Consider the following 23585-nt stretch of genomic DNA (forward strand, 5'->3'; position numbering starts at 1 on the left):
TTTAACCCTGCGCGTGGGCGATGAACGCGTCGGCCGCATCGGCAACAGCAATCGCGACATCGATCTGCTCTTTCGCCGCGAACTGGCGCAGCACAAAGTCCGCCGGCGGCATCTTGCCCGGCGGGCGCCCAATCCCGACCGCAAGCTTGTTGTAGTTCTTGCCGTTTTTCAGCTTCGACAGCGACTGGGTCACTGACTTCAGCCCGTTATGCCCGTGGTCGCCCCCGCCGGTGCGTAGCTTCACCTCTCCCAGCGGAAGGTCAAGCTCGTCGTGGACCACGTAAAGGTCCGCGGGGGAGGCGTCGAAGTAGTCAAGCAGTGCCTTGACCGGGCCGCCAGACACGTTCATGTAGCTTTGCGTTCGTGCCAGGACCACTCGACGGTCCGCCAGAAGCCTGCCTGCGGCGAGTTCCGCAACCTGGGTATTCGTGCGCTTGTGCAGCGCAAGCGTCGCCGGCGACATCGTTGCTCGGCCCGCGAGCTCCTCAATAACAGACACGCCTACGTTATGGCGCGTTCCCTCATATTTCGGGCCAGGGTTTCCAAGGCCCACGACGATGATAGGTGAAGCAGTCATTCCCACATCATAGGCACAGATGGCAAAACGCCCCGCTCGCATGTGGAACGGGGCGTCGAAACGTTGTGAAACGCAGCGGGAGGATTACTCAGCTTCCTCAGTGGACTCTGCGCCAGCTTCAGCGCCGCCCTCTTCAGCTTCCTCAGCTGCAGCCTCGAGATCCTCGTCAACCTGCTCGTAGGTGAAGTTCACCAGCAGGTGATCCGGAGCGGACACCAGCTCAGCGCCCTCAGGCAGCGTGACGTCGGCAGCGGTGATGAGGTCGCCGATCTCCTTGCCATCGATGTTGACCTCGATCTCGTCCGGGATGTTCAGAGCGTCGATCTCGATCTCGATCAGGTCGGACTCGACCAGGACGACTGCGTCTGGGTGAGCCTCGCCGACAGTGACAACAGGGACCTCGACGACAACCTTCTCGCCGCGCTTAATGCCGAGCAGGTCGATGTGGTCGATATCGAGGGTGATCACGTTCTGGTCGATGTGCTTGACCATCGCGAGCAGCTTCTCGCCGTCGAGCTCCAGCTCAACAATGGCGTTGACGCCCTCGTTGCGCACGATGGAGGTCATCTCGATGCGGTCGACAGAGAAGTGGATGTTGTCGATGCCAGCTTCGTAGAGAACGCCCGGGATACGGCCGTCGCGACGCAGGCGACGTGCAGCGCCCTTGCCGAACTCTTCGCGCTTCTGACCTGGGACAACAACTGGGGTAATAGCCATGTTTGTGACTCCTTTTGTAATTGGGCCACAAAAAACCTGTGACCACTGAACGGACAAATTGCTCGTCGAGTGATCACAGGCCAAAGTCTGAGATACATATCGCGTCGATAACGGCCAAAATCAGCCCTCGCCGAGACCCAGCTAGCTTAGGTTTCGACGCCCACCATTGTCAAGCGCCCGCCAGGCGGCAGTGCACGCATTGGTTTCTTCCTCGTTTGTCACCGTAATACGGATGCCTTCATCAAAGGCGCGAACAAGCACCCCGTGCGAAGCAAGCTGCGCCGCCAACTCCTGCGGTGATTCGTTCAAACTCTCTGCCGGAACCCACACGAAACTCGCCTCGGAGTGGGGAGTTCCGTATGCAGCGAAGAACTCCTGCAGCCGCTCACGCTGCGCGCGCGTCCGGGCGACGCGGTCGTGGAGCTCGTCTTGTGAAGACAAGGAAGCAAGCGCACCGACCTGTGCCACCGAGCTCACACTAAACGGAACGGCGACCTTATTCAGCGCATCGATCGTCTCCTCCTGGCCGAACGCGTAGCCAACGCGCGCTCCGGCCAGCCCATACGCCTTGGAAAAGGTCCTAAGGCACACAACGTTGGGATACACCTGAATTTCATCGACACCGCGCGGGGAGTCGGTGGCTGCGTTGTATTCGAAGTAGGCCTCGTCCAGCGCGACGATAACGTCTTGAGGGACGCGGGCCATGAAGTCAGCCCACTCGCGCTCCGTGATTGTGGTGCCCGTCGGGTTATTCGGGTTGCACACAAACACCAGGGAAGTTCGTGGGGTAATTGCATCCGCCATCGCTGGCAAATCCATCCGGTGGTCAGCCGTCAATGGCACTGCAACCGGCGTAGCTCCCGCGATCTGAGCGAAAATCGGGTACGCCTCGAACGACCGCCATGGGAAGACGACCTCGTTGCCCGGCTGCGAGGTCATGGTAACCAGCTGCTGGCACAGCGCTGAAGACCCGGTGCCGACAGCGACCTGCTCCGACCGCACGCCGAGCGAGGCAGCAATCGCCTCGCGCAGTTGCATCGCACCCATGTCCGGGTAGCGGTTCACCGACCGCAGTGATTGTGCCATCGCCTCCTCTACTGCGGGCAGTGGGCCCTCAGCAATCTCATTGGAGGAAAGTTTCACCGCACGCTCGTTCCTCTGGCCGGGGACGTAGGACGGAAGGCTATCGAGATCTTTGCGAATCAACTCGGATACTCCTTGAGTAGAGAATAGAAAATTTTAGGCGCGCGACTTCGGCTTCAACGCCCAAATGATTGAAAGCGCGATCACCCAGCCGATCAGAGCGAACAGGCCGGTGCGGTAATCAGGCAGGAACGCCATCAGGACCAGCACCAGGATGAAGAACCCTGCACAGATCCAGTTTGCCACTGGGTACCACGGAGCGCGGAACGACACATCGGGGTGCGTCTTCCGGAAGTTCAGGTGCGCGAAGCACACAGCAGCCCAAGTAATCAGCTCGGAGCCGACGATGATGGCAAGCAGGATGGCGAACACACGACCCTCAAAGAAGTAGTTCATGAAGACCACAATGCCCATCAGCGAACCGTTGAACAGCAGAGCGCGAAGCGGCAACCCCTTTTTGGTCGTTGCGGCGAAAAATGAAGACGCCTGGCCATTGCGCGCGAGATCGCGCAGCATGCGGCTTCCTGAGTACGTCATTGTGTTACACACTGACGCAACCGCTACCAAAATGACAAGGTTGAGCAAGTGCGCGGCGCCGTCGATTCCCACGGAGGAGAGCACCCTGACGAACGGGCTGGCGGAAATATCCTGTTCGTCCCACGGCGCGAGCAGCAAGATGACGCTCATGCCACCGATGTAGAAGACCAAAATGCGCCAAATAACAGAGTTCACTGCGCGTGGGATCGTCTTCTCCGGGTGCTCCGTCTCGCCAGCAGCGGTACCGATCGACATGATGCCGCCGAATGTAAAGGTCACCGCTACCAGGGAGAACAGCACACCAGATGCACCATTCGGGAAGAATCCGCCGTGGACAAAGAGGTTGCCAAAACCGACTGCTGGCTCCGGACCAAGACCAAGCACCAGCACAACGCCCAGAATGATCATCAGGATCAGCGCAATGACCTTAAACAGTGAGAGCCAGTACTCGGCCTCTGCGAACACGCTCACGCGTGCTGCGTTCACAAGCATCACAACGACAAGCGTGACAAGCGCAGTGAGCCAGTGTGGAATGTCAGGGAACCAGAAGTCGAGGAAGGTGCCCATCGCGGTGAGCTCAATCATGCCCACCACGATGGTGGTAAACCACCAGTTCCACCCCGTGATAAACCCGGCGCGCGGGCCGATAAACTCGCGAGCATAGGCCGCGAACGAGCCTGAGACAGGATGCGCTACTGCCATCTCGCCGAGCATGCGCATCAGCAGATAGACGATGAACCCGACAATTAAAAATGTGAGCAGGACCGCTGGGCCCGCATAGCTAATGGATTCCGCAGAACCAAGAAACAGGCCAGTTCCGATACAGGAACCGAATGCGATCATCTGCAGCTGGCGGTTTTTCACCTTGCGCTGCAGGCCACCATCGCTGGTGACTTGGTGTTGTTCATCGCCGCTCATTGGCGTACTCCTTGCGATAAAGATTGCCGGATAGCCGGAGGCTTCCTCACACATTAATCAATTGCGTGTGTCAGACAACCGTTGGGTGTGCACAAAGAACCCCCTTGACGCCGCTTCGCGGGGAAGCGCGCAAGGGGGAGATCCCGAAAGTGAGGCGTAAGGCTATGCCTGTCCCTCGAAGAGGGTTGTTACCGAGCCATTTTCGAAAATCTCGTGAATGGTCTTTGCCAGCAGCGGAGCGATGGAAAGCACGGTGAGGTTCTTCCAGCCTTCGGTGCTCTGCGGAAGCGTGTCGGTCGTGATCACTTCCTCCGCGCCACAGTCGCTCAGACGCTCACGTGCCGGGTCAGAGAAGACACCGTGGGTACACGCGATGACGACCGACTTCGCGCCGGCCTTCTTCAGCACGCCGACCGCACCTGCGATGGTGCCACCGGTATCAATCATGTCGTCCATCAGGATGCAGTCTTTGCCGTCGACGTCGCCGACAACGCGGTTGGAGACAACCTTGTTCGCGGCGTCGATGTCTCGAGTCTTGTGCACGAACGCCATCGGGGCATCACCCAACATATTGGCCCACTTCTCAGCCGACTTCACGCGGCCAGCGTCAGGGGAGACCACCACGAGGTTGTCCATCGGGTACTTGGACTTGATGTAGTCCACCAGGATTGGCTGAGCGTGCATGTGGTCGACCGGGCCATCGAAGAAGCCCTGGATCTGATCCGTGTGCAGATCCACGGACACGATGCGGTCTGCGCCGGCAGCGGTGAGCAGGTCAGCAACCAGGCGGGCGGAGATAGGCTCGCGGCCGCGGTGCTTCTTGTCCTGGCGGGCGTACGGGTAGAACGGCAGAATCGCGGTGATGCGCTTTGCGGAACCACGCTTGAGTGCATCAATCATGATGAGCTGCTCCATCAGCCACTTATTCAGCGGCTGCGCGTGCGACTGCATCACAAAGCAGTCCGAGCCACGCACGGACTCTTCGAAGCGGACAAAGATTTCACCATTCGCAAAATCGCGCGCGGTGGTCGGTACCAACTCGATGTTCAGACACTTTGCGACGGCCTCCGCAAGCTCAGGGTGGGCGCGTCCAGTAAATAGCTTGAGGTCTTTTTGGCTTTCCGTGGAATATCCAGTCATGGTGATCCTTTAGTTCTCGCGTGCTTTCTTTGCAGCATTCGCTGCGTCCGTACCCGGGCGGTTGGCCTCAACCCAACCTTCGATGTTGCGCTGATGGCCCTCCTTGATGGCCAGCGCACCCGCCGGCACATCCTTTGTTACCACCGTACCTGCGCCAGTGTACGCGCCATCGCCTACGGTTACTGGCGCTACGAACATCGTGTCCGAGCCAGTTCGGCAGTAATCGCCGATCGTGGTGTGGTGCTTCTGGACGCCGTCGTAGTTGGCGAACACAGACGATGCGCCGATGTTGGACTCGCGGCCAACGGTGGCGTCGCCAATGTAGGTCAGGTGTGGCACCTTTGAGCCTTCGCCAATCTTTGCGTTCTTGGCTTCGACGAATCCGCCGAGCTTGCCATTCGCGCCAAGTTCGGTGCCTGGGCGGATGAACGTGAATGGGCCGACGTTCGCATTCGCGCCGATGACGGAGAGGGAGCCCTGCGTGCGGACAACCTGTGCACCCTCGCCGACCTCCATGTCCGTCAAGGTGGTGTCTGGGCCGATGGTCGCGCCGTTGCCAATCACGGTTGAGCCCCACAGCTGCGTGTTCGGCTGAATGATGACGTCCTGGCCGATCTCAACATCCACGCCGATCCAGGTCGTAGCAGGGTCGACGACAGTGGCGCCAGCGCGCATGGCGCGCTCGACCAAGCGGCGGTTGAGTTCCTTGCCGGCCTCGGCGAGCTGCACGCGGTCGTTCACGCCGGCCAACTCGCGAGGGTCCTTCGCCACGTAGGCGCTGACGGCTTTGCCGTCGCCGCGCGCGATGCCGAGTACGTCGGTGATGTAGAGCTCGCCCTGCGCGTTGTTGGCGTCGATGCGGGTCAGCGCATCGCGCAGGACCGCGGCATCGAAGGCGAACACGCCGGAGTTGACCTCACGGACCTTCTTCTGTTCCTCGTTAGCGTCCTTTTCCTCCACGATTTCCAACACGTTGCCGGAAGCGTCGCGGATGATGCGGCCGTAGCCAGTTGGGTTGTCGAACTCGAGCGACAGCACGGTGACGGCGGCGCTGGTGGCTTTGTGGGCGTCGATAAGCTCGGTGATTGTCGATGGCTGCAACAGCGGCACATCACCGTTCGTAACAACGACAGTGCCCTCGAAGTCTGGGATGACCTCAAGCCCGCACTGCACCGCGTGGCCCGTGCCGTTTTGCTCCTCCTGCACTGCCTGCTTGATGCTGCGCCCCATCTCCTCGGCGATGGCATCGACGGCGGGGGAGACCTGGTCGCGCTGGTGGCCGACAACCGCGACGAGCTCCTGCGGGCCTACCGCGTTGGCTGCGTGCAGCGAGTGCGCGAGCAGACTGCGTCCGCCGATCTCGTGCAGTGTTTTCTGGATGCTGGACTTCATGCGCGTGCCCGCACCTGCGGCGAGGACTACGACGGCGCATTCAGGATGATTTACCACTGAACGGGTACTCCTTAATTCATCGGTGAATGAGGTATAAAACCAACTGCACAACAGCATAACGCGCTACGCGCGCGAGTTTGCAGACACATCCTTCAAACCTGCCGCGCGCCACACACCCACCGCGCCGACTGCGGCCAGGAACAGCAGCGTTGCCTCAGGTCCAAGGGTCGAAACCGCCGATGAAATCGCACCGACGATCAGCAGGACGATCCCCATCGCTGTGTTCGCGGCGCCGGTGATCATCGTGCGTCGATCACCCTCCGCCATGTCCACGAGGTAGGTCTTTCGGCCCACGCGCACCGTCGTGTGCGCCAAGTTGACCAGGAAAAACCCGATTGGCATGATCCAGCGGTTGACCTCGGGAGCAAGCCAGTGCCCGGACATCACCAAGAGCACGAGCACGACGGATGCGGCGCCAGCAGCCCACGCCATCGCGTTTTTCGACGACTTATCCGCCCACATACCGGAGACCTTTCCACCAACGAGTGCTGCGCCACCCGATGCCAGGATGAAGCCGCCGAGTGAGGAAAGGTTCGTGCCCTGTTGCTGGGCCAGCACGACAATAAATGGCGTCGATAAGGCGGTGACCAGCATGAGGGAGCGAACGATGAGGAACTTCTGCAGATCCCTGTCGTCCTTAATCAGGTCCCACGTTTGGCGTGCCCACCCCTTGCTGGAGGCCTCCGAGGGTTCCTCTTCAGGCTCCTTAATGGTGCGGAAAACCAGGGAGGCGAACGCCCACGTGGAGGCGCCCGCCGCAAGAAGCGTCACCAGGACCCATCGGGGTAGGTCATTCGGGAGAATTGCGAACAGGACACCGATCGCGAGGGTGACGGCGCCAGACAGCGCGGTAGCCCGCCCCGTGATGAGACCACGGCGACCCTTCGATACGGTTCGTCCCTGTACATCTTTGCCTGAGATTGAACACAGCGCACGGAAGATCGAGAGCGCTGCAAGCAGGATGACAATCGCAACGCCTAAGGCAGCGCCACTGAGCAGCGCCGCAGAGAGCGCGATCAGCCCTGCTGATGCGGCCTGGCCCCACGAACCAACCAACCACACCCATTTTCGCGAACGCTGCGACGTGACCCAGGGGCTCAGCGCGGCTTGCGGCAGCATTGAGCCTGATTCGCGGATCGGTACCAAGAATGCCGTGAACAGGGCTGGTACCCCGGCAGCTGTGAACAGCCACGGTAATACTGTCTTTGTAGCAACGATTTGGTCACCGATTCCCTGCAAGCCGTTGGCCCACACGAATCTGCGTGCGTTGTACTCCTCGTGAGACGTCATACCAAAGATAGTAGGGTCGGCAGCAGAGTTTACGCATTCGAAAGAGGAGAACCCATGGCTTCGGCACGCGCTCACCGCAACGTCATCAGTAGAAGGACATTCTTTAAAGGCGCACTGTTTACGCAGGTTGCGCTGTTGGCGGCGTGCGCCGGGGAAGGCCCGGGAGGGGTACGCTCCGGCCAGGCGACGCCCGAAGGCGCTGAGGCCGAAGCCCGCCCGCTTCCTATCCCGCCGCTGGAGCAAGGCACGCTCAATGGCACCACGCGCAGCTTTGAGCTGACCGCGCAGCAAGGCGAGTACGAGATCGTGCCAGGCACAAAGACGAAGACCTGGGGCTTCAATGGCCCGTGGCTTGGGCCCACGCTCTACATGCGGCAGGGTGAAACCATTGAGATGAAGGTGAACAACGCGCTCGATGAGCCCACGGTGGTGCACTGGCACGGCCTGCACTTGCCCGCGGCGGCGGACGGCGGTCCAGCGCTCATCTTCGATCCAGGCACGAGCTGGGAGCCGACATGGCAGGTCGAGCAGGCCGCATCCACCTGCTGGTACCACCCGCACCCGCACGAGATCTCCGCTTTGCACGCCTACCGCGGGCTCGCCGGAGGCATTGTCATCGCCGATGACGCAGCTGATGCACTCGGCTTGCCGCAGGAGTACGGCGTCGACGACATCCCCGTCATCATCACCGACGCGAAGTTCACCGAGGACGGCCAGCTCGACGAAACCATCGACCCAACTTATGGCCTCCTCGGGACAACGCCGCTGGTCAACGGCATCACGAAGCCGAGCTTTGAGGCGTCGACAAGCCGTGTCCGACTTCGCATCTTCAACGGTGCAACGATGCGCTTCCACCACTTGAGTCTCGGCGTGCCGTTCAACATCATCGCAACCGATCAAGGGCTTCTCGACGCCCCCATCGAAGCCGACGCGGTCCTGCTAAGTCCAGGCGAGCGTGTGGAGATCATCGTGGACCTCGAAGCCGGCAAGGACCTCATGTTGCGCAGTGACGGCGTCCCGAACGGCGGAGGCCTCCCCGACGAGGAAGTCGCCAACGGGTTTGGCTTGCAGGACACTTTCGATTTGCTCGAGATCAAAGCCCCAGCAAACGACACCGCACTCGACGCGCTACCGGCACAGCTCGTCCCCGTGGTGCGTCCTGATGTCAGCGGAGCACCGGAGCGCGAGTTCCGGCTTAACGGCTTCCAAATCAACGAGCAATCCATGGATATGGAACGCGTCGACTTTGTCATCGACCACAATGGCCCCGAAGTCTGGCACGTCACCAACGAGAACTCCGACTGGCCGCACAACTTCCACGTCCACAACGCCAGGTTCCTGGTGGACAAGGTGGACAACGGCGACGTCGCATTCACCGAAGGCTGGCACGACACGATCTATGTACCGCCACTGTCAACCGTCACCCTCATTGTGGAGTTCGGCTGGCACCCGGATCCGACCTTGGCGTACATGTACCACTGCCACATGCTCTTCCACGAAGATGAAGGGATGATGGGGCAGTTCGTCATGGTTGAGCCTGGGCAGAAGGCGAACCTGCGGCCGATGCCGGAGGGGCATCACCACTAGGCTAAGTTCCAGGAAGACCACGACCTGAAAAGGTTTAAGAATTACTTGGAAGCTTTGCCTCCGCGAATGGCGTCTAACTTCCGTTGTAAGTCAGGGGAACCTGCCGAGACGATGCGCTGCAGCATTTGTTTCTGGCTTCGTGCTCCGCAGCGATTTCCCAAAACTTTGTCGTGTTTATTAGATGCTTTGGAGAGCACTTCAATGAGTGATCGGTTGAATTGCTCCAAATAATCGAGTTGCTGGAGGGCGAACAGCGCTTGAACACATCTCTACAGAGGTCGACCGACCAAGCAAATTGTGACCGTTCTGCGAAGTGGTAGTCTGTGAGCCGTCCGAGCAACGCACACGTCCAGTCAGCAAACTGGATAGTTCCGTATAAGTGACTGTCGGCCTGAATCGGAACTTCAATGATGCTGCGGTTATCTTTGTTGGTTTTGCTGTAAATAGTTTTGCCAAGTGTTGCGACCGCACGTTCACGGTTGTCCGTATCAGTTGCATCCATGATGACCAGCAGCTCTTCATTGGCTTTCGTCGCTATCCTGCCAAGCCTATTGATGGCTTGGATCAAACAATGTTCCTCGCGCTCTTGAGAAGTCTCTTTAGTGACGCTGACTGGGCCAATTGGCTTCTCTTGTCCAAAGAAGAAGAGTTGACCACCAAGATTTCCCAGTTTTCGGTACAGCCTCTTAGTCGCTGGGTTGATTTCATCCTTGTACTCGCGGATATTCGCGGTGGTAAAGAGTGCTGATCCCTTCTTTTCCCACCGTCTTGGATGCGCATTAGCTTGCGTAATTTCCCAGTCAAGAAGCTGTTCTTTTACGTACTCAAAATAGCCACCAAATTGCCGAACGCTGTGCGACGGTATCAAATACCCGGCATAACCAAATACTGGGTGTGTATTAAACTTTTTATGGTCATGTCGGATGTAGGGGCCCTGGTGTCCGAATTCATCGAGGTAGGCTATGAGCATGGCGGTTCCTTCGAGATAGCTCAGCGGCCAGAACAATGCTTTGCTCTGGCCGCCGGAATTAGCGCGGTACGCGTGTTTCAGCGCCGCCACTGCAATTTCAATATAGCTTTTCCGGTAAACGGAGTCAATCGTGCAGTTTCGTGACTACATTTTGACTACATAAACCCCCACAAACGCCCTCAAACGCCCCACAGTTCACCCCGCTGGAAAACGAAAAACACCCCCAACCCAGGCAAAGCGCCAGGTAGCGGGGGCAATAAAAAGCTTCCCCACCAGGACTCGAACCTAGAATGACGGTACCAAAAACCGTAGTGTTGCCGATTACACCATGGGGAATTACTCGACCTAGTGTAACCGAAACCTCACGAAATGTTAAAAAGTGTGATGAGCTGGCAGTTTACGGGCTGTCGGGGTGATGCCCGGGGTGGGCTCTAAGCTAGAATGCATGGCTCGGCAGCGAATGACAAGAACGCAGCGCAGGGACCAGTTGCTCGCAATTGGTCGCGCTGCCTTTGCAGAACGTGGATTTGATGGAATCTCCATGGAGGAGATTGCGCTGCGTGCAGATGTGTCGAAGCCCGTCGTGTACGAACACTTTGGCAGTAAGACCGGGTTGTACGACGCCGTCGTTTCGCAGGAGATGGCGCGGTTCGAGCGCACGATTGTCGAAGTGATCCAGAACGGACGCTGGCGAGAGCGCATTGATAATGGCGTGTTGGCTCTGCTGACGTACATCGATGAGGAAACTGATGGGTTTATCATCCTGGTGCACGGTAGGATCCTCGGACGTGAACGAACGTACTCGACAGTGCTGAACCGCGTAACTGCGGAGGTGTCCTACCTGCTTGAGCGTGCGTTTGAGCACCGCGGCCTCGATGCTTCGGTGGCGGCACTGTACGGGCAGGCGCTGGTTGGGACCGTGTCGAATACGGCGTTGTGGTGGTTGGACCAACGGGGCGTCGATACGCGGTTGGATAAGGCGACGGTCGCGGCGCACATTTCGAACCTGTGCTGGAACGGGTTGAGCGGGTTGGAGGCACAGCCCCGCATCATGACGAACGAAGTGGAGGAACAGTAGTGGAAGAACAGACAGCTCAGGCGCCTGCGTTGGGTGGTTTGCTCACTATGGCGCTTACCGACCCGAAGCTTAAGGGCTTGGTGGGCAACATCGGCGTCGACTCGCTGCACGTGACTGGAATTGACCAGGTTCGTTCGTGGGCTACGGGTGCGCTGGCTCGCCAGGTTCCGGTGCTGTTGGTGACAGCAACGAGCCACGAGGCGGAGGATCTGACTGCTGAACTGCAGGCGATGCTCGGAAAGGGCAAGGTCGCCAACTTCCCCGCTTTTGAGACGCTGCCTCACGAGCGGTTGTCGCCGGCGCCTGATGTCGTGGGTGCCCGTGCGAAGGTGCTGTGGGAGATGCCCCAGGTCATCGTCGCCTCGGCGCGCGCCTTCTGCCAGCCAGTGTTGCCCGCGGTGGAGCCGATTACAGTGAAAGTCGATACCGAGTGGGACTTCACGGAGCTGACCGAACAAGCCGTCAACTTCGCCTACGAGCACGTCGACATGGTGGCAAAGCGCGGGGAGTTCGCCACGCGCGGTGGCATCATCGATATCTTTCCGACCACCGCCGAGTACCCAGTGCGCCTCGAGTTCTGGGGCGACGAAGTCACCGACATCCGAAGCTTCGCCGTCGCCGACCAGCGCACCATCGAGGAGCTCACATCCGTCGAGCTTTTTCCGGCGCGCCAGTTAATTATCGACGCCAGCGTGGCCAAACGCGCCGATGAGCTTGCCCGCACGAACCCGTCGAATACCACGCTGGTGCAGCTGCTCACGCGGATCTCTGAGCACACCCACGCCGATGGGGAAGAGGTACTCATCCCGGTGCTCAGCGACGCGAAGTACTCGGTGCTGCCGGAGCTCATGCCGAAGGGCAGCATTGTGTTCGTCTCTGGGCCTGAAAAGGTGCGCACCCGTATCGCGGACCTCGAAGCCACGGACCAGGAATTCTTGGAAGCTGGGTGGGAGGCCGCGGCGATGGGTGCGGAGGGCCCGCTTGCTGTGGAGGGGCTGGACGTATCGGCGTCCTCGTTCCGTTCGTTCGAGTCGTTGGAAGTGTCGGCACGCAACGCGGGCAACGCGTGGTGGACATTCGCACCTCCAGGCATGTTTGCCGCCGATGATGCGATGACGCTGCCGCTGGAATTCGAGGCTGCACCCGCACCGAAGGGCGAGCCCAAAGCAATTGAGCAGCTCTACGCGACGTTGAAACTGCACGTGCAAACCAACGGGGGCAAGGTAGCGTTCGTGGCGCCAGCGAAGGGCACCGTTGAGCGCATGGCGGAGCGACTGAGGGAGCACGGTATCTCGGCGCGCATCGCCACCCCTGGGTTGGAACCCGTCGATGGCGCGGTCACGGTCTACCAGTCCCTTTCACATGCAGGTCTCGTGTTCCCCGGACCCAACCTCGTGGTAGTGACAGAAACCGACGTGACCGGCAACCGCGTCGGCGACATCGCTGGCGCGAAGCGGCGCCGCCCGCGGCGCCGGAACCGGGTGGACCCACTCGCGCTGACTCCCGGTGATTTTGTTGTGCATGACACGCATGGCATCGGCAAGTTCATCAAGATGGCCGAGCGCACCATCAAAACCGGTGACGAAGCCTCCCGGCGCGAGTACATCGTGTTGGAATACCAACCAGCTAAGCGCGGCCAGCCCGGCGATCAGCTCTGGGTGCCGATGGAATCCCTCGACCTGCTGAGCAAATACACCGGCGGCGAGAAGCCTTCGCTGTCCAAGATGGGCGGCTCCGACTGGAAGAACACCAAGCGCAAGGCGCGCGCCGCCGTACGTGAGATCGCCGGCGAACTCATTGAGCTTTACGCTAAGCGTCAGGCCGCGCCGGGCCACGCTTTCGGCCCAGACACGCCGTGGCAACACGAGATGGAGGACGCGTTCCCGTTCGTAGAAACGGAGGACCAGCTCGCTGCCATTGAGGCGGTCAAGGAGGACATGGAGAAGCCGACACCGATGGACCGCGTGATCGTCGGTGACGTGGGATTCGGAAAGACCGAGGTTGCTGTTCGCGCCGCGTTCAAGGCAGTGCAAGACGGACAGCAGGTGGCGGTGCTTGTGCCGACGACGCTTCTTGCCCAGCAGCATTACTCCACGTTCAACGAGCGCATGGACGGCTTCGGGGTCACCGTTCGCGAGCTGTCGCGCTTTACTTCAGCGAAGGAAGCTAAGGAGATTATGGCAGGGTTGGCGGATGGTTCCGTCGACGTTGTGATCGGCACACACCGTCTGCTGCAGACGGGCGTGTTCTGGAAGCAGCTTGGCCTCATCATTGTGGATGAGGAGCAGCGCTTCGGCGTAGAGCACAAGGAGCACATCAAGGCCCTGAAGAGTCACGTCGACGTGCTCACGATGACCGCGACGCCAATCCCGCGGACCCTGGAGATGAGCCTGACGGGCATCCGCGAGATGACCTCGATCACGACTCCTCCGGAGGACCGCCACCCGGTGCTGACCTACGTTGGCCCGCAGGAAGAGAAGCAGGTTGCGGCAGCTATTCGACGCGAACTGCTCCGCGACGGCCAGGTGTTTTATATCCACAACCGCGTTTCCGATATTGAGAAGACGGCGCGCTCCCTGCGGCAACTCGTACCCGAGGCCCGCGTCGTGGTCGCGCATGGGCAGATGGGTGAGCAGCAGCTTGAGCAGACAGTCCAAGGGTTTTGGAACCGCGAATTCGACGTGCTTGTCTGCACCACCATCGTGGAGACCGGCCTGGACATCGCCAACGCTAACACCCTGATCGTGGAGAACGCGCAGAACATGGGTCTGAGCCAGCTGCACCAGCTGCGCGGGCGCGTCGGGCGTTCCCGCGAACGCGGCTACGCGTACTTCCTGTACCCGAAAGAGAAGACACTCACCGAAACGTCCTACGACCGACTTGCGACCATCGCACAGAACAACGACCTCGGCGCCGGCATTGCTGTCGCGCAGAAGGACCTGGAGATGCGCGGTGCCGGCAACGTGCTCGGCGCGGAGCAGTCCGGCCACATTGCAGGTGTTGGCTTCGACATGTACGTCCGGCTGGTCGGGGAGGCCGTCGAAACGTACAAGGCGCTCATGACCGGCGAAGTCGTCGACGCGACAGACCAGGGCCCGAAGGAGATCCGAGTGGATCTGCCTGTCGACGCCCACATCCCCGAAAGCTACATCAACGCCGAGCGCCTGCGCCTGGACGTGTACCGAAAACTTGCCGAGGCCCGCGATGAGCAGGACCTGCGCAAGGTTGCCGAGGAAATGATCGACCGCTTCGGACCACTTCCGACCGAGGTCTTGCGCCTCTTCGCGGTTGCACGCGTGCGCCACTTGGCTCGAACTGCTGGAATCTCGGATATCTTGACTCAAGGCACGAGGATCAAGTTCCACCCCGTGGAGTTGCCAGACTCGAAGCAAGTCAGGTTGAAGCGCCTGTACTCGGGAGCGAATTACCGTGCTGCGGCAAAGACACTGCAGGTACCAATGCCACGTGAAGGCAAAGGCATCAACCAGCCAAACCTGCGCGACATGGAGCTGCTGCAGTGGGTCGCCGACTTCATCGCGGACATTTTCGATGCCGAGAAGATCTCCGTTACTGGTGAGTCCGATGGCGACGGTGGCAGGAAAAAGAAACGCATCATCAGTGTGAGCCAGTAGCGGTTTCTACCGGGCTTTGTCCGGTGGTGCCTATTGGGAGTTTTCCCGGTGCTGCCTGTACTATGGGCCCGTGCGCCCCTATAGCCCAATCGGCAGAGGCAGTTGACTTAAAATCAATTCAGTGTGGGTTCGAGTCCCACTGGGGGCACAACGCAACGTCCCGCATACCTACAGGTAGCGGGACCTTTTGTGTTCCTATCGGCTATGCTGTGGGCACCCCTTTTCTCCGAAGACCTTGAGGAAGCAATGAAGCAATACGCAGCAGTCGGGATGATCGCAGTCGCTTGTTTGGGCGTTGTGGGTTGTTCCGGTGACAGTGGTTCGAGCTCCAGCAGCAACGATGCAGCCCCGGCCACGATCACCCAAACAATCACCACCACAGATTCACACGCGGAGGACACCGCCGCCCCAACCAGCGCCTCCGAGGATACCGAGACTCATACATTTTCAACGCGCCACTCCATCAACACTGGTCAAGTAGGAGGGGAGTGTGGCACCACTGAGTTCGGCGACCGAATCAAGGCGGGACCCGCAACATCGTGCGAATTTGCAGCTGAGATCTTCGACGTCGCCTACGCCGCAACCTGGCGCTACGTAGCGGCGAACCCCAACGTGAACGCGGTGCCGCGGGCTGATATCTCGGTGACGAGTCCCGTCACCGGCGAAACCTACCCGATGGTGTGCAAGATGGGCAGCGATGGCCGTGACATGTGGTGCGATCACCCCGAAGACGAGAACAACTCGGTGCACTTCTACACGTCTGGCGGTAGCCAACGGATGGCGAATCGCGTCAACCTTGTTCAGTAAGGTCGGGCCAGCGAACTATTAGAGTAGGTTCGTTAACGAGCGAACGGCCTGCTCATCAACCTTTGGCTTTTGCAACACAGCAACCAAGAACCCGGACTGCTCCGTGAACGGCTCCAAGTCCCAGCTCGCAAACTGGTGCTGTGGCTGGAACCCGACTTCGTGGCACATGGTGAGGAAGTCGTCGAACTCCCATCCGCGCCCACGCCCGAAGCCGACGACGAACCGTCCGCCCGGACGTAGCGTTCGGAAGATGTTCTCAAGCGCGGGCCTGCGACCGTCGACGGCGAGGAACCCCATCACGTTGCCTGCCGAGACCGCAATATCGATATCGCGGACCTCGATCGGATCGGCGGAAAGGTCGCCAACTACCCAAGTTGCTTCGGGGAAGTCTTGCTTCGCGTACCCGATCAGCACCGGGTCGATGTCCACACCGAAGACGATATGTCCACGCTTTGCCAGATAGCCGCCAAGGCGACCAGTCCCGCACCCTGCATCGAGGATGCGGGAGTGGCGGGCGGAGAGGGCGTCGATAAGCCGGGCCTCCCCGTCGATATCTTTGCCCTGTTGCACGAAGTTGCGCCACCGCTGGGCGTAATTCTCGGAGTGGTCAGGGTTTGCAGCGACAATTTCTTTCCAAGTGGCCATGCCCAAAACTATAGCTTCGGCCCCTTGGAAGTCACCTCCGCGTCCGTTGGGATGGCGTCTACCGGGATATCCTTCGGGAACGCGTGAGCAAGTGCGGCAGCAAAGTGCTTGCCACGGATGTCATTGCCGGTGGCGTTGTAGTGCACCTCGTCGTCTGCGAGGAACCAATCCAAGTTGGAGCGCGCCTCGCTCGCCCAGTCGTAGACGACTACGTCTCGACGCTCCTTCGCAACCTTGCGCAATGCAACATTGAACTCGTCCATGTTCTCGTTGGCGTAGTAGCCATTCGACGGGTTACCCGTTGCGGCTGTCGGCCACATCACGCGGTAGCCCTCCAACAGGTCAAGCATCTTGCGGATGTTTGCCTCCAACTCACCCGTGGGGTCGTAGCCGTAGGAGCGGGCAGCGTCTGCGTTGGCGGCGTCGTTCACGCCGGTGGCGATGACCCAGCAGGTGCCATCGTCAGCTGCACCCTGGGCGAGCAGTTGCTGCACGGACTCAATCGCAGACGGGTAGTTCTCTCCGTTGCCGTTGAATCCCTGATTCGTCGCGCGAGCGCCAAACACGCTCGTATCTACCTCGCTTGCGCCAGCGTCCAAGTATCGGTCAATCGCAGTGACCGCGCCTTCAGGAAGCTGGTTGATATCGAACATGCCAATCGAGGTGGAATCGCCGACGTGGATGACCTTCTCGCAGCTCATCTTCACGTCCGAAGGCTGGTCCTCCCATGAAGCTTTCTCAGAGGCGGACGTCGTCAAGCTTTCCTCAGTTTCCTTGGCTTTGTCCTTTCCCTCGCGATGGTCGCGCGTGCCTCCGCGTTGCGCATCCTGAGGCAGGGACATGGTGGTGTTCGGCTTCGAGGTATCCATGGCGAACACAGCCGGGATGCCTATTGCAATGATTGCGGCGAGCGTAATCGTCGAACCAAGCGTGATCGGGCGGAGTGCCTCCAACGGGTGTGCGCGGAATTGCTTCAGGGGCCCGAACACGCCATTGCGACGGATTGGGTTCTCAAACATGGTCCAGCTCAGCGCAGCAAGTGCAGTCGAAAGCACAAACACGAGGATGGAGGACCACACGCGGTGATCCTGCAACCACGCATCCGGCATGAAGTAAATCACCGGCATGTGCCACAGGTAAATACCGTAGGAGCGTTCGCCGATCCAGCGAAGCGGCTCCCAGCTGAAAATGGTCGTCCAGGGGCCGCGCGCCCCAATGACTGAGTAGATAGCAGCAACTGACGCAAGGTTCAGAAGCAGGATCCCACCCTTGTACAAGAACATGTTTTCCTGCGCGACGAGCATGCTCAGCGCGAAGATGCCGCCGAAGCCGAGGGTGCCAACAACGGTGCTCAGAACAGGGGAGGAACCAATGTTCTTACCGGCGTGCTTCCGTGAGGAAACCACGATTGCTAAGACCGCGCCGAGGAGCAGCCCGCCCGCGCGGGTATCGGTGCCCTCGTAGACGCGAGTCGCGTCGATAGAAGGATCAGCGAGCACCCACATCCAGATAAAGGAAGCTCCGGCGAGCACCGTGGTCACGACGGCGACAATCCACCCACGACGGAACACCCTCAGCAGCACCCACAGCAACAGCGGCCACAAGAGATAAAATTGTTCCTCGATCGCCAGTGACCACATATGGTCCAGCGGACCGGGGCCATTGAACTGATCGAAGTACGATGAACCGACGGCGATGTTATGCCAGTTGTTCACGTAGAAAATGGAGCTCAACGCTTCAAACGAGCGGTCACGAAGGTTGCCCGCATCGAACGCGACGGAAAGAATCACGACTGCCAACACTGTGGTCAGCATCGCAGGTATGAGACGGCGGAAACGCCTGACCCAAAACGTCTTCAGGTGCAGCGAGTTATCCCGGTAGTGCCCACGCATGAGGTTAAGCGTGATCAAGTACCCCGAGAGGGTGAAGAACACGCCCACGCCTAGCAGGCCACCGCTGAACCCAGGGAGGTTGAGGTGGTACGCGATAACCAGCATGACCGCTAGCGTTCGGATCCCGTCGAGGGCGGGGACATAGCGGTGAGAACCTGATATTGGGGGCGGCATGGGATGGCGACCTTCCTGGAGTGCGACAAACGTACAGAAGTATAGCGCTGCCAGAAAGATGGACATGAATTGTGGTGCAGATTGCTGCAGAGGCCACGCTCAGTGGCGTGATCCGGACAAATTCTTTGGGCGCATGGAACTAAAACAACACCCAGTGCGTTGGAGTAGGTGAACGATTGTTCTCAAAAGAAAGGATCAGGGGTCCGTGAGTAGCAACAACCCTGTATTGAAAACTCTGCAGGGAGTAGATTCCCAACGTGGCACTGGGTACCAGGGGTACGGTGCCGCGAACCCGTACGAGCAAGCACCCATGGGTGCATCGGCGGGCACCGTGTCTGAGGACCGTCCAATGACGGTTGACGACGTTGTCACTAAAACCGGCATTACCCTTGCCGTAATTGTCGCCTTTGCAGTAATTAACTTCGGACTGTACCTCGGTGGGTACGGCTCCATTGCCAGCATTCTGACGCTGGTCGGTGCCGTCGCCGGTTTCGTCCTCGTGATGATTCACGCATTTGGCAAAAAGTACGGTTCCCCAGTTATTACCCTGGCGTACGCGGCTGCTGAGGGCCTGTTCCTTGGTGGGTTCTCATTCGCCATCACCGGGCAGTTCAGTGTCGCCGGCGCGGACGCAGGCGCGTTAATCTTCCAGGCGATCTTGGGCACCTTCGGTGTCTTCGCGGGCATGCTTGTGGTCTATCGCACCGGTGCCATTCGCGTTACCCCGCGGTTTAATCGGATCCTCACCGCAGCCATTTTCGGCGTGCTCATCCTGGTTGTCGGCAACCTCTTGTTGAGCATCTTTACAGGCATGAATCCGCTTCGCGGTGGTGGCACCATCGCCATCGTGTTTAGCCTGGTCTGCGTCGTGCTGGGCGCACTTGCGTTCCTGCAGGACTTTGACGTCGCCGATAAGTTGGTGCGCATGGGCGCCCCATCGCAGGCGGCCTGGGGCGTTGCACTTGGCCTGGCAGTGACTCTGGTGTGGCTCTACACCGAGATCCTGCGCCTGCTGTCTTACTTCCAACAGCGATAGCGCACGCGCTCACTGCAATAAATACCCGGCCCCACGACTGTGAGGCCGGGTATTTTTGTCTAGTTGCGCTCAAAAGCGCCCCGGCCAACAACATCGCTGGGCCGGGGCAGGGAGCTAATTGCTGTATTCAGCGTACTTAGCGTGCACCCTCAGGGTTGATAGACGTGCCGTCAACGGTGATGGTTTTAAACACGAGCACACCATCTACGATGTCTGGGTTGCCCAGGACAACCTGCACATCTTCGATTTCGCGGTTCGGATTGACCGTGGTGCGGGTAGCGGTGCCCTGCGCGAGCTGCTCAGACCAGGTATCCCACACGATGTCCTGGAGGAAATCGTTCTGGTCGCTGCAGTTGAGAGTCAGCGAAGCTGGACGCTCAAGGCCGACGCTGCCGCAGTTATTGACCAGTGGGGTCTTGTCCGAAGCACCCATAGCGGTGACAGTCTCGGTGACTGCAGCCTCAGAGGTAGCGCCTGCTGCATCGGTTACGTTCGTCGGGGTTGCCTTCGCGCGCTCACCAGGAAGCGAAGTTGGGTCCTGGCTTTGTGCCGTATCAACCTTCAGGTCCGACGGGTTTTGGTGTGGTGGGTGGCAGGCAGTCAAGCCCACAGCACCGAGTGCGACCACGCTGGTGAGTACTAGCTTGCGGGAAAAGAACTTATTCACAGGAATTCCTTCAATGTCAGCGATCACGGATAACGCCGATGGCGTAGACAGGCTACTTCGCCCGTGGCGTGGAAGCCTTAACAGAATCATACGGTTCTGCGGAGACGATTGTTACCGAAATCTCTCGGCCATTTGGGGCGTTGTAGGTGCGGGTTTCACCCTCGGAAGCACCGACTACGGCTGCGCCGAGCGGAGAGTTCTCCGAGTAGGTCTCCAGGTCCTCGTTGTCCGTCGAAGCCGCGCGGGTACCGATCAGGAACGTTTCCTTATCATTTTCGTCATTGTTGTAGTAGACGTGCACGACGGAACCTACGTGGGCTACACCCTCGACGATGCCGGAGCGCTCCGTGGTGGAGTTAGCCAGCAGTTCGGAAATCTGCTTAATGCGAGCTTCTTCCTGGTCCTGCTGCTCACGCGCGGCGTCGTAGCCAGCGTTTTCCTTGAGGTCGCCTTCTTCACGGCGTTCGTTAATTTCGGCTGCGATGACAGGGCGATTGTCGATGAGCTGCTGAAGCTCAGCTTCAAGCTTGGCCTTCATCTCCGGGGTGATGTACTGCTGCTGAGTTTGCGCCATCAGGTAAAAACCTTCCCTATATATGTCAAACGAGCCCGCCGGTTGGCGGGCAACTTTACCAGGCGGATAATAGCACAGCTGCCGCGCAGGTGGTGCACTGGTGAGGCTTAGCGGGCGTCGTAAAAGGTGCTGGTGGGGTCCATGTAGAACGGCAGATTGTCCGAGCAGCCGTAGACACGTCCTGAGACTGCCGGCTCGCGCACCGGTAGTTCGACGGCGACCCGCTCGAGCTCCTGCCCGCCTGCGGGGAGTACTACTTCTCGACGCCCAACTTCGGCATGCGCGTAGTTGACCGCAGTGACGATGCAGTACGAAGGGGCCTCGACGTCTTTGCGTGATACATCGATCCACATGCGTGTGGTGTTGTCGTCAACAGCTTCGAGCGAGATGAAATCCGCAGTGACGGTGCGGGACTCCTGCTTCTTGAAGTAGTCAAAGACACTGTAAAGCAGCACGACGACGAGGCCGATGGCGATCAGCGCGACGATCCGGCCAGCGGCGTTGCTGCGTTTCGTGGCTGTCGGGGTGGTGCTGGAGCCGTATCGGGATGTTGGGCGACTGGGAGAAGTCACGGTTACCTACCTCGCTGAATGACGCTGGATGACGCTGTAGCTGCAATCCGTTCCAATGGTACTAAGATGGCGCGAAGTTACGGAATCAGGCCCCGAAGAAGTTCTAGGAGGAATAGTGGCCGGCTTGCGCTTGATGGCGATCCACGCACACCCAGACGACGAGTCCTCTAAAGGTGCAGCAACGATGGCAAAATACGCATCGGAGGGGAACCGGGTGCTCGTCGTCACATGTACTGACGGGCGACGAGGCGACATCTTGAACCCTGCGATGGATCGGCCGGGCGTGCTGGAGAACATCCTCGAGGTCCGGGAGCAGGAGATGGCGGAGGCCGCGGCGGCCCTCGGCGTGGAACATCAGTGGATGGGGTACGAAGACTCGGGTCTGCCACAAGGCGACCCGCTGCCCCCGCTGCCGGAAGGCTCGTTCGCGACCCAAGACCCGGAGGCAGTGACGGCGCATCTCGTCGAGTCGATTCGAGAGTTCAGGCCGCATGTCATCATTACCTACGACGAAAACGGTGGCTACCCGCACCCCGACCACTTGATGGTCCACGAAATCTCGATGCTGGCCTGGGACAAGGCGGGAGATCCATCCTTTGCTCCTGAAGCAGGGCAGGCGTGGACGCCATTGAAGCTGTACTACAGCCATGGATTTATCCTGCAGCGGATGCGTCTTCTGCAGGACCGCTTGTACGCGCAGGGAAAGAAGAGCCCGTACGAGCTGATGATTCAGCGGTGGGAAGAAAACAAAGCGGATGTGATGAGTCGCGTGACCACAAGGGTGGAGTGCGCGGAGTACTTCCCCCAGCGTGCAGCAGCGCTGACGGCACATGCGACACAGATTGATCCGGCGGGCGCGTTTTTGGCGAGCCCAGTTGAGGACCAGCAGGAGGTATGGCCGACAGAAGAGTTTGAGTTGGCCAGAACTCGCGTAGCATCAACGTTGCCGGAAGATGATCTCTTCGCCGGTATTGACCCGAAGACCGCGGACGCGCTCGCTGAAGGTTTCGGGCAAGAGCGCTAACATTTTCAGCACAAGGAAGACGAAATACACATGATGACGACAGCACACGCAGCGATTATCAACACCTCTGCTTACTTGGTGGCGCAGGCGCCGAAGGAAAACCCGGTGGGGCCTGACTTTGGCAAGGCTTCGCCATTCGGCCTGTTGCTGTTGGTGATGCTGGCTGTGGTCATTTTGTCTCTGGGGTTTGCGTTCCATCGCCGGTACTCGCGGTTCCGCCGTCGCAGCCTCTTCGCTGAGAAGCACGGAATCGACCCGTTTGACCAGGAGGCGCTGGATAAGGCCATGGCGGAGGCGGGTGTGCTTGATCGCCGGAAGAAGCGTTGGATCTAAGGCATCTAACATACATACCGTTGATTGGTGAGTAAGGTTGGGTCCGTGAGTAGCCTCCAAAAAATTCTGTATCCGCTGTATGAAGCGCGCCTGAAGCGTGAGCTGAAGGGCAAGAAACGCCCGAAGCACATCGCGGTCATGGCGGACGGCAACCGACGGTGGGCCCGTGAGGCTGGGTTCACCGATGTTTCTCATGGCCACCGGGTGGGTGGGGCGAAGATCGGCGAACTTGTGCGGTGGTCGGCGGAAATGGACGTGGACGTCGTTACGATCTACCTGTTATCAACGGAGAATTTGCAACGGACTTCGGAAGAAGTTGAGCTGCTGTTCGACATTATTTCCGAGGTGATCGAGGACCTTGCGACGCAGTCTTACTCCTGCAAGGTTCGGCTCGTAGGGCACCTGGAGCTCTTGCCGGATGAGGTTGCAGAAAGGATGCGCCGATCTGCCGACACCACCACATGCAAAGCTGGCCTGACCGTCAACATTGCGGTGGGGTACGGCGGCAGGCAAGAAATTGTCGACGCCGTTCGCAGCCTCATTAGCGACGCCGCTGCCAGCGGCTGCAGCGTGGACGAACTGGTCAACGCAGTGACCGTCGAGTCCGTGTCGCAGCACCTGTACACCTCAGGTCAGCCCGATCCAGACTTAGTGATCCGGACGTCGGGGGAGCAGCGCCTCTCCGGCTTCCTACTGTGGCAGGCGGCGTACTCCGAGATCTGGTTTACGGACACGTACTGGCCCGCGTTCCGCAAGATTGACTTCCTTCGCGCGTTGCGCGAGTACTCGCAGCGCTCCCGTCGCTTCGGCAAGTAGGCAG

21 protein-coding genes and 1 tRNA gene are annotated in these 23585 nt (G+C 59.6%); 9 read left to right on the forward strand and 13 right to left on the reverse strand.

Annotated features, from left to right (window positions below):
• Window position 1: 1 nt before the first annotated feature.
• The 7 genes from pth to KBX14_RS02620 form a co-directional block, all read right to left on the reverse strand.
• Window positions 2-577 (reverse strand): aminoacyl-tRNA hydrolase, encoded by a 576-nt coding sequence (gene pth, locus KBX14_RS02590; protein ID WP_070479311.1) that lies wholly within the window; start codon window positions 575-577, stop codon window positions 2-4.
• 84 nt (window positions 578-661) lie between these two features.
• On the reverse strand, window positions 662-1294 hold the full coding sequence (locus tag KBX14_RS02595; protein ID WP_070362778.1) for a 50S ribosomal protein L25/general stress protein Ctc: 633 nt from the start codon (window positions 1292-1294) through the stop codon (window positions 662-664).
• A gap of 141 nt (window positions 1295-1435) precedes the next feature.
• Window positions 1436-2500: a histidinol-phosphate transaminase gene (hisC, locus tag KBX14_RS02600; RefSeq protein ID WP_256041788.1), complete on the reverse strand. Its 1065-nt coding sequence runs from the start codon at window positions 2498-2500 to the stop codon at window positions 1436-1438.
• A gap of 33 nt (window positions 2501-2533) precedes the next feature.
• Complete coding sequence (locus KBX14_RS02605; protein WP_256000384.1) at window positions 2534-3892, reverse strand: amino acid permease; 1359 nt, start codon at window positions 3890-3892, stop codon at window positions 2534-2536.
• Window positions 3893-4054: 162 nt separating this feature from the next.
• A complete protein-coding gene (locus KBX14_RS02610; RefSeq protein ID WP_070362775.1) occupies window positions 4055-5032 on the reverse strand; it encodes a ribose-phosphate diphosphokinase in 978 nt (325 codons plus the stop codon).
• A gap of 9 nt (window positions 5033-5041) precedes the next feature.
• A complete protein-coding gene (gene glmU / locus KBX14_RS02615; RefSeq protein WP_071573299.1) occupies window positions 5042-6481 on the reverse strand; it encodes a bifunctional UDP-N-acetylglucosamine diphosphorylase/glucosamine-1-phosphate N-acetyltransferase GlmU in 1440 nt (479 codons plus the stop codon).
• 66 nt (window positions 6482-6547) lie between these two features.
• Complete coding sequence (locus KBX14_RS02620) at window positions 6548-7774, reverse strand: MFS transporter (RefSeq protein WP_256041789.1); 1227 nt, start codon at window positions 7772-7774, stop codon at window positions 6548-6550.
• A 54-nt stretch (window positions 7775-7828) separates the two neighbouring features.
• Here KBX14_RS02620 and KBX14_RS02625 point away from each other — a divergent pair, with 54 nt between their 5' ends.
• Window positions 7829-9361 (forward strand): multicopper oxidase family protein, encoded by a 1533-nt coding sequence (locus KBX14_RS02625; protein WP_256041790.1) that lies wholly within the window; start codon window positions 7829-7831, stop codon window positions 9359-9361.
• Window positions 9362-9434: 73 nt separating this feature from the next.
• Here the strand turns inward: KBX14_RS02625 and KBX14_RS02630 are convergent, their stop codons facing one another.
• Window positions 9435-10421 (reverse strand): DUF3800 domain-containing protein, encoded by a 987-nt coding sequence (locus KBX14_RS02630; RefSeq protein WP_256041791.1) that lies wholly within the window; start codon window positions 10419-10421, stop codon window positions 9435-9437.
• A 355-nt stretch (window positions 10422-10776) separates the two neighbouring features.
• Between KBX14_RS02630 and KBX14_RS02635 the strand changes: the two genes are divergently transcribed.
• The 4 genes from KBX14_RS02635 (at window position 10777) to KBX14_RS02650 (ending at window position 15848) form a co-directional block, all read left to right on the forward strand.
• Window positions 10777-11409: a TetR/AcrR family transcriptional regulator gene (locus KBX14_RS02635; protein ID WP_070362771.1), complete on the forward strand. Its 633-nt coding sequence runs from the start codon at window positions 10777-10779 to the stop codon at window positions 11407-11409.
• Window positions 11410-11456: 47 nt separating this feature from the next.
• On the forward strand, window positions 11457-15041 hold the full coding sequence (mfd, locus tag KBX14_RS02640; protein WP_083433236.1) for a transcription-repair coupling factor: 3585 nt from the start codon (window positions 11457-11459) through the stop codon (window positions 15039-15041).
• Between the two features lie 74 nt (window positions 15042-15115).
• Window positions 15116-15189, forward strand: a tRNA-Leu gene (locus KBX14_RS02645).
• 98 nt (window positions 15190-15287) lie between these two features.
• Window positions 15288-15848: a hypothetical protein gene (locus tag KBX14_RS02650; protein ID WP_141742270.1), complete on the forward strand. Its 561-nt coding sequence runs from the start codon at window positions 15288-15290 to the stop codon at window positions 15846-15848.
• 18 nt (window positions 15849-15866) lie between these two features.
• On the opposite strand, the gene KBX14_RS02655 is transcribed toward KBX14_RS02650, so the two are convergent.
• Both KBX14_RS02655 and KBX14_RS02660 read right to left on the reverse strand, forming a co-directional pair.
• Window positions 15867-16493 carry a class I SAM-dependent methyltransferase gene (locus KBX14_RS02655; protein ID WP_070362768.1) on the reverse strand — a complete coding sequence of 209 codons (627 nt, stop codon included), beginning with the start codon at window positions 16491-16493 and terminating at the stop codon, window positions 15867-15869.
• Window positions 16494-16501: 8 nt separating this feature from the next.
• Window positions 16502-18559 carry an acyltransferase family protein gene (locus tag KBX14_RS02660; RefSeq protein ID WP_070479322.1) on the reverse strand — a complete coding sequence of 686 codons (2058 nt, stop codon included), beginning with the start codon at window positions 18557-18559 and terminating at the stop codon, window positions 16502-16504.
• 205 nt (window positions 18560-18764) lie between these two features.
• Here KBX14_RS02660 and KBX14_RS02665 point away from each other — a divergent pair, with 205 nt between their 5' ends.
• Window positions 18765-19595: a Bax inhibitor-1/YccA family protein gene (locus tag KBX14_RS02665; RefSeq protein WP_256041792.1), complete on the forward strand. Its 831-nt coding sequence runs from the start codon at window positions 18765-18767 to the stop codon at window positions 19593-19595.
• A gap of 136 nt (window positions 19596-19731) precedes the next feature.
• Here the strand turns inward: KBX14_RS02665 and KBX14_RS02670 are convergent, their stop codons facing one another.
• The 3 genes from KBX14_RS02670 to KBX14_RS02680 all read right to left on the reverse strand — a co-directional run bounded on the left by KBX14_RS02670 (window position 19732) and on the right by KBX14_RS02680 (window position 21408).
• On the reverse strand, window positions 19732-20262 hold the full coding sequence (locus KBX14_RS02670; RefSeq protein ID WP_070362765.1) for a hypothetical protein: 531 nt from the start codon (window positions 20260-20262) through the stop codon (window positions 19732-19734).
• A 52-nt stretch (window positions 20263-20314) separates the two neighbouring features.
• The gene (gene greA, locus KBX14_RS02675; protein ID WP_070362764.1) at window positions 20315-20836 is read right to left on the reverse strand and encodes a transcription elongation factor GreA; all 522 of its coding nucleotides are present in this window, start codon (window positions 20834-20836) and stop codon (window positions 20315-20317) included.
• A gap of 107 nt (window positions 20837-20943) precedes the next feature.
• Window positions 20944-21408, reverse strand: coding sequence for a DUF4307 domain-containing protein (locus KBX14_RS02680; RefSeq protein ID WP_070362763.1), 465 nt, complete (start codon window positions 21406-21408; stop codon window positions 20944-20946).
• 115 nt (window positions 21409-21523) lie between these two features.
• On the opposite strand from KBX14_RS02680, the gene mca reads away from it, so the two are divergent.
• From mca to KBX14_RS02695, 3 genes are read left to right on the forward strand one after another with little or no spacing between them, the layout of a single operon-like run.
• Window positions 21524-22432, forward strand: a complete 909-nt coding sequence (gene mca, locus KBX14_RS02685; RefSeq protein ID WP_070362762.1) for a mycothiol conjugate amidase Mca — start codon at window positions 21524-21526, stop codon at window positions 22430-22432.
• Window positions 22433-22462: 30 nt separating this feature from the next.
• Window positions 22463-22765 carry a hypothetical protein gene (locus KBX14_RS02690; protein WP_141742271.1) on the forward strand — a complete coding sequence of 101 codons (303 nt, stop codon included), beginning with the start codon at window positions 22463-22465 and terminating at the stop codon, window positions 22763-22765.
• A gap of 45 nt (window positions 22766-22810) precedes the next feature.
• Window positions 22811-23581, forward strand: a complete 771-nt coding sequence (locus KBX14_RS02695; protein WP_256041793.1) for an isoprenyl transferase — start codon at window positions 22811-22813, stop codon at window positions 23579-23581.
• Window positions 23582-23585: the final 4 nt, after the last annotated feature.

The sequence above is a fragment of the Corynebacterium sp. CCUG 61414 genome, assembly GCF_024453945.1.
GTDB lineage: Bacteria > Actinomycetota > Actinomycetes > Mycobacteriales > Mycobacteriaceae > Corynebacterium > Corynebacterium pseudogenitalium.

Coding starts and splice junctions, on each gene's coding strand:
- KBX14_RS02660 (WP_070479322.1), bottom strand. CDS start 18,559: ATGCCGCCCCCAATATCAGGTTCTCACCGCTATGTCCCCGCCCTCGAC.
- greA (WP_070362764.1), bottom strand. CDS start 20,836: ATGGCGCAAACTCAGCAGCAGTACATCACCCCGGAGATGAAGGCCAAG.
- mfd (WP_083433236.1), top strand. CDS start 11,457: ATGGCGCTTACCGACCCGAAGCTTAAGGGCTTGGTGGGCAACATCGGC.
- KBX14_RS02620 (WP_256041789.1), bottom strand. CDS start 7,774: ATGACGTCTCACGAGGAGTACAACGCACGCAGATTCGTGTGGGCCAAC.
- pth (WP_070479311.1), bottom strand. CDS start 577: ATGACTGCTTCACCTATCATCGTCGTGGGCCTTGGAAACCCTGGCCCG.
- KBX14_RS02625 (WP_256041790.1), top strand. CDS start 7,829: ATGGCTTCGGCACGCGCTCACCGCAACGTCATCAGTAGAAGGACATTC.
- KBX14_RS02635 (WP_070362771.1), top strand. CDS start 10,777: ATGGCTCGGCAGCGAATGACAAGAACGCAGCGCAGGGACCAGTTGCTC.
- KBX14_RS02610 (WP_070362775.1), bottom strand. CDS start 5,032: ATGACTGGATATTCCACGGAAAGCCAAAAAGACCTCAAGCTATTTACT.
- KBX14_RS02595 (WP_070362778.1), bottom strand. CDS start 1,294: ATGGCTATTACCCCAGTTGTTGTCCCAGGTCAGAAGCGCGAAGAGTTC.
- KBX14_RS02690 (WP_141742271.1), top strand. CDS start 22,463: ATGATGACGACAGCACACGCAGCGATTATCAACACCTCTGCTTACTTG.
- KBX14_RS02655 (WP_070362768.1), bottom strand. CDS start 16,493: ATGGCCACTTGGAAAGAAATTGTCGCTGCAAACCCTGACCACTCCGAG.
- KBX14_RS02605 (WP_256000384.1), bottom strand. CDS start 3,892: ATGAGCGGCGATGAACAACACCAAGTCACCAGCGATGGTGGCCTGCAG.
- KBX14_RS02650 (WP_141742270.1), top strand. CDS start 15,288: ATGAAGCAATACGCAGCAGTCGGGATGATCGCAGTCGCTTGTTTGGGC.